Source organism: Micromonospora sp. M51 (genome assembly GCF_018070305.1).
GTDB lineage: Bacteria > Actinomycetota > Actinomycetes > Mycobacteriales > Micromonosporaceae > Micromonospora > Micromonospora parva.
This window is the reverse complement of the sequence record NZ_JAGPXZ010000427.1, coordinates 1-5,301: the sequence shown is the minus strand read 5'-3', so window position 1 is coordinate 5,301 and position 5,301 is coordinate 1. Positions and strand designations below refer to the sequence as shown.

The following is a 5,301-nucleotide window of genomic DNA, read 5'->3' as shown; positions in this document are numbered from 1 at the left end:
GCGCCGCAACCCCGCGGGGACGCTGCCGGCGGTGTTCGGCGGGCCGTTGCGGCTCAACCGGCGGCAGTTGTTCAGTAGTGAGTTGCCCGACGAGGAGGCCCGGCGCTACGTCGGACGCCTCGGTCGGGCGGGTCGGCGGGCGCAGTGGGCGCTGCTGGGCGCGCCGGAGGCGGAGCCGGCCGTGGGCGCGCCCCCGGTGCTGGTGCTGGGCCGCCCGGACGACCGGGTGGTGCCGGCGTCGACGTTGACCCGGGTGGCCCGGCGGTACGGGTCGGCCCCGTTGCTCTTTCCCGGGATGGGCCACGACCTGATGGTGGACGTGCGGTGGGCGGAGCCGATCGACGCGATCCTGGACTGGTTGGAGAAGGAGCCCGCGGCGCACTGAGCAGCCGGGCCGACAGTGCTCAGGTGCCGCCCTGGTGGACGGCCGGGCTGCCGGTCGGGGCGACCGGCCGGGGCACCCGCGCGGTGCCCTCGGAGCCGGTTTCGGTGCTGGTCAGGCGGCTGATCAGGGCACCGCCCTCGTCGAGGGCGCGCAGGTAGGAGCGGGCCCAGGCCCGGATGTCGTGCTGGTGCAGGTGGGCGCGCATGGCGCGCATCCGCTGAGTGGTGTCGGCCGGGCTGGCCCGCAGTGCCGCCCGCAGGCCCTGCTTGAGCCCTTCCAGGTCGTGCGGGTTGACGAGGTACGCCTGGGACAGCTCGGCGGCGGTGCCGGCGAACTCGCTGAGCAGCAGGGCGCCGGTGTCGTCGACCCGTGCGGCCACGTACTCCTTGGCGACCAGGTTCATTCCGTCGCGCAGCGGGGTCACCGCCATCACGTCGGCGACCCGGTAGAGCGCGGCGAGCTCGGCGCGGTCGAAGGGCTGGGTGAGGTAGTGGATCGCCGGCTCGCCGACCCGGCCGAACTCGCCGTTGATCCGGCCGACCTCGCGCTCGATGCGTTCGCGCAGGATCTGGTACTGGCCGACGCGTTCCCGGCTCGGCATGGCGACCTGCACGAGCACCGTGTCGCGGACCTTGACGTCGCCGCTGGCGAGCAACTCGCTGTACGCCTTGAGACGCTGCTCGATGCCCTTGGTGTAGTCCATCCGGTCGACGCTGAGGATGACCTGCCGGGGATCGCCGAGGTCCTGTCGGAGCCGGTGGGCCCGCGCGGCCACGTCCGGCCGGTCGGCCAGCGCGGCCATCTCGGCGGTGTCGATGGAGACCGGGAACGCGCCGATGCGGACGACCCGGTCGTCGATGCCGATCCGCCGGTCGGTGGCGGGCAGTTCCAGCACCCGGGTCACCAGTTGGGCGAAGTTGTGCGCCGCCTGCACGCGCTGGAAGCCGACCAGGTCGGCGCCGAGCATGCCGCGCAGCAGTTCCGCCCGACGGGGCAGTTGCATGAAAAGCTCCGGCGGCGGGAACGGCACGTGCAGGAAGAACCCGATGCGCAGGTCGGGGCGGAGCGCGCGCAACTGACCGGGGACCAGTTGCAGGTGGTAATCCTGCACCCAGATCACCGCGCCCGGCTCGGCCACCTCCGCTGTCGCCTCGGCGAAGCGCTGGTTGACCCGCTGGTACGCCTCCCACCACCGACGGTGGTGCTGCGGCTGCTCGACCGAGTCGTGGTAGAGCGGCCAGAGGGTGGCGTTGGCAAACCCCTCGTAGTGGTCGCGCAGGTCTTCCGGGCTGAGCGCGACGGTGTGCATCCGCACGCCGTCGACGTCGGGCAGTGCGGGGGCAGGCCCGGTGCCACCGGCCCAGCCGACCCAGGTCGCCGGGGTGTGCCGCAGGAGCGGGTGCAGTGCGCTGACCAGCCCGCCGGGGCTGCGCCGCCACTCGCAGGCGCCGTCGGGCGCCTGATTGTCATCGATGGGGAGGCGGTTGGCGACCACCACGAGAGAACTCTGTCGCATCTCGGGCATTCCGATCAGCAGAGGACTGACCGCCGCGAGCAAGGGAAAACCGGTCAGTCAGCGGGGGAAGTGACGTACAGCGGTATTCCTACTGACAGTAAGTTACACCACTGTTACGCCACCGGCGGGGCGCTGCTGTCCCGGGATGCGGGCCGACGTCAGACGACGGCGCCGTTGTCCGGGTCGTCGTCGTCCTCGTCGCCGGGGCGCAGCCGCCAGACCAACGTGACGAAACCGGCCAGGATGCCGGTGAACCCGAACAGCGTGACCGCCGAGCGGTCGATCGGGAGCAGCCACGGGAAGAGGAACAGCACGAAACCGACGACCACCCCGAGCACGCCGATCACCGCGTACTTGCTGACCCGTGGCAGTGGGGGCGGTGGCGGCGGGTGGTAGCCCTCGTCGTCATCGTCGTCGGGCAGGTCGGCACCGAAGGTGTCCAGCCCGTCCAGCAGCGAGGGTTCGTCCGGTCGGGTGCCGCGCCCCACGGAGATCCCGGAGATGTCGGTGGCGGACGGGAGCCGGCGAACGTCGGTGGCGGTCGGACCGGGCTCGTCGGTGCTGGAGCGGGTCAACGACCCGGGGGTCGACTCGTCCCGGGTGTCCCGTTCGTCCACGTCCTCGGAGGCGGGCCACGGGTGGTCACCGGGTGCGGAGGTGGTGTGGAAGCCCTCCACGATCCGCGCCCACTCGGCGTCGATGTCCGGTTCGTCGCGGGCCGGCGGCTGCTCCACGGCGGTCTCGTCGGCGAGTTGGGTCAGGTAGTCCCGTGCGGTGGTCAGATGCGACCGGTCGACGTAGAGCCGGTCGACCGGTCGGGCCGGCACGGTGGTGGTGCGGGTGACCGGGTTGAGGTCGGCGGAGGGCTGGAGGTAGGCGGCGATCCCACCGGCGGCCAGCACGTCGAGCAGGTGCTCGCCGACGCGCGGATCGACGTCGCCGACGACGGCGTACTCGTTCGCGTCGAGCCCGTTGTCCCGCCGTCCCCGGCGGGCCCCACCCGCTGACACCCGGACATCCCCCTTAACGCGCCTTCCGGCGCGGCCACCGCTGCCCTTCGACGCCCGTCCGTACGCCGTGCTCTGAATCGTGACACGTCAGGGCATGGTTCCGGGAGTGCGTTGTGTCGCGTCTTCCAAAGTCACGGCTCCTCCCGCAGGTCGCGGCAGGGCTCCTTTGTCCGTTCTTGCGCGACAAGTGCGATCTCGGTGATCGTGGCATAGCTCGATGCCGCAGCCCCGCAGCGCCGTCCGTTGTGGTGGGAGCGCTCGCTTCGTAGGCTCGGCGGCGACGACGGCTGGCGCTGTCGCGGGCACACCACGGGAAAGGACGCCGGTGCTCTACTGGCTGCTGAAGTACGTCATCCTCGGTCCGCTGCTCAAGCTGATCTTCCGCCCGCAGGTGGAGGGCCTGCACAACGTGCCGGCGACCGGCCCGGTGATCCTGGCGAGCAACCACCTCTCCTTCTCCGACTCGATCTTCACACCGCTGATCACCGCCCGGAAGGTCACCTTCGTCGCCAAGGCCGAATACTTCACCGGCAAGGGCATCAAGGGCTGGCTGACCAAGATGTTCTTCGTCGGCACCGGCACGATCCCGGTGGACCGCTCCGGCGGCCGGGCCGCCCGCGCCGCCCTGGACACCCAGTTGCAGGTGCTGCGGGCCGGGGGAGTGGCCGGCATCTACCCGGAGGGCACCCGCTCCCCGGACGGGCGGCTCTACCGGGGCAAGACCGGGGTGGCCCGGCTCGCCCTGGAGAGCGGCGCGGTGGTGGTGCCGGTGGCGATGCTCAACGCCGACGAGATCCAACCGCCGGGCAAGCTCATCCCCAAGATCGACCGGGTGCGGATCCGGTTCGGGGCGCCGCTGGACTTCTCCCGCTACGCCGGGCTGGCCGGCGACCGGTTCGTCGAGCGCGCGGTCACCGACGAGATCATGTACGAGTTGATGGAGCTCTCCGGCCGGGAGTACGTCGACATCTACGCCCAGAAGCTCAAGGAACCCATCCCGGCGCCGCTGGCCGCCTAGCCACCGCCGTCGACGGTCAGGGCAGCTGGAGCAGGTGGGGGGCGCGGTGGCGGGTGGCGAAGTCGTGCAGACGGGCCCGGGTCGCCGCGGCGGCGGGCGGGTCGGTCTCGGCCAGCGGGCCGATCGCCAGCGCCAGTGTGATGACCTCGTCGGTCACGTCGGTCATCCGGGCGTAGCTCCCCGCCGCCGACCGCAGCAGGCTCGCCGCGGTCGGGGCGTCCCCGGCGTGCCGGGCCAGCGTGGCGTCGGCGACCTGACCGGCGGCGTGCGCCCACGGGGTCATCCGGGGCGCCCGGTCGAGCAGCTGCCGGACCAGCCGGGCCGCGTCCGCGCCGAGCACTCCGGCGACGTGACCGACCGTCGGCACCCACTCCGCGAACGGAATCATCCGAGTCCGCCGCCAGTCCTCGTCCAGTTCGGTGAGCAGCGCCATCGCCTCGTCGCGGCGGCCCTGCACCGCCCGGCACAACGCGGCGTGCGCCAGGGTGGAGCGCAGCACCCGGTGGAATCCGCTGCGCCGCGCCGCCACCAGCGCCTGCTCGACCAGGTCCCCACCCGGTCCGTCCGGTCCCGCGGTCTCGTCCAGCTCGGCGCCGGCCAGCCCGCGCATCCAACCCGAGACCGCCACGATGTGCAGATCCCACTCCGCGGTCGGTCGTCGGGTCGACTCCGCGGCCATCGCCAGCGCCGCCGTCCAGTCACCCGCGTAGTACGACCGCGCCCACTGGTCGGCGAAGCTGGTGGCCAGGCTGTGCTCGCCGCCCAGGTCGAGGGTGAGCTGCTCGTCGACCAACCGGGCCGAGCCGGCCAGGTCGCCCTCCTCCTGCAACGCCCAGGCCAGGTTCTGCACCGCCCGCCGTCGACTGGTCAGCCGCTCCACCCGGCAGTGCTCGGTCACCTCCGCCAGCTCCGGGAACGCCGAGGCGGAGCCGGCCAGGTAGCGCGCCACGGCCAGGGTGATCCGGGCGTTGGCCTGGACCTCGCGCAGCTCCAGCCGCTCGGCGAGGGCTGCTGCCGCCCGCGCCGCCGCGCACGCCGGCTCGGTCTCCGCGTTCAGCATGTGCACCCGGGCCAGCTCCAGCAGGGCGCCCGCCTTCTCCTGACTGTCCGGCAGGTCGCTGTAGATCCCGATCGCCTGGTCCAGGCAGTGCAACGTCGCCGAACGGTCGGCCCGGCTCCACGCGGCGGTGGCCAGCAGCGTCCAGGCGCGCGCCGCCCCCGTCCGGTCGCCGCCGGCGGTGAGCCGCTCGGCCAGCCGGCTGAGGGTGTCCGTGCCCCCCGCCACCAGGAAGGCGTCCCCGTCCCGATAGAACGCCAGCTCCGCGTCGAACAGCTCCAACGCCGGGTCCGGCCCGACGTCGAGGGCCAGCGC

Annotated in this window: 3 protein-coding genes and 2 pseudogenes; 2 read left to right on the top strand and 3 right to left on the bottom strand. The window is 72.7% G+C overall.

Features of this window, described 5'->3' with window-relative positions; all coding sequences use genetic code 11:
• A pseudogene (locus KBX53_RS21225) lies at positions 1 to 385 on the top strand (alpha/beta hydrolase); the annotation flags it as partial.
• A 19-nt stretch (positions 386 to 404) separates the two neighbouring features.
• Here KBX53_RS21225 and KBX53_RS21220 read toward each other — a convergent pair.
• Together KBX53_RS21220 and KBX53_RS21215 are read right to left on the bottom strand one after the other, a co-directional pair.
• Positions 405 to 1,901, bottom strand: a complete 1,497-nt coding sequence (locus tag KBX53_RS21220) for a trehalose-6-phosphate synthase (protein WP_245233772.1) — start codon at positions 1,899 to 1,901, stop codon at positions 405 to 407.
• A 158-nt stretch (positions 1,902 to 2,059) separates the two neighbouring features.
• Positions 2,060 to 2,911 (bottom strand): hypothetical protein, encoded by an 852-nt coding sequence (locus KBX53_RS21215; RefSeq protein ID WP_030337713.1) that lies wholly within the window; start codon positions 2,909 to 2,911, stop codon positions 2,060 to 2,062.
• Positions 2,912 to 3,236: 325 nt separating this feature from the next.
• Between KBX53_RS21215 and KBX53_RS21210 the strand changes: the two genes are divergently transcribed.
• Positions 3,237 to 3,929, top strand: a complete 693-nt coding sequence (locus tag KBX53_RS21210; RefSeq protein ID WP_030337712.1) for a 1-acyl-sn-glycerol-3-phosphate acyltransferase — start codon at positions 3,237 to 3,239, stop codon at positions 3,927 to 3,929.
• Positions 3,930 to 3,945: 16 nt separating this feature from the next.
• On the opposite strand, the pseudogene KBX53_RS21205 reads toward KBX53_RS21210, so the two are convergent.
• A pseudogene (locus tag KBX53_RS21205) lies at positions 3,946 to 5,301 on the bottom strand (guanylate cyclase); the annotation flags it as partial.

Coding starts and splice junctions, on each gene's coding strand:
- KBX53_RS21220 (WP_245233772.1), bottom strand. CDS start 1,901: ATGCGACAGAGTTCTCTCGTGGTGGTCGCCAACCGCCTCCCCATCGAT.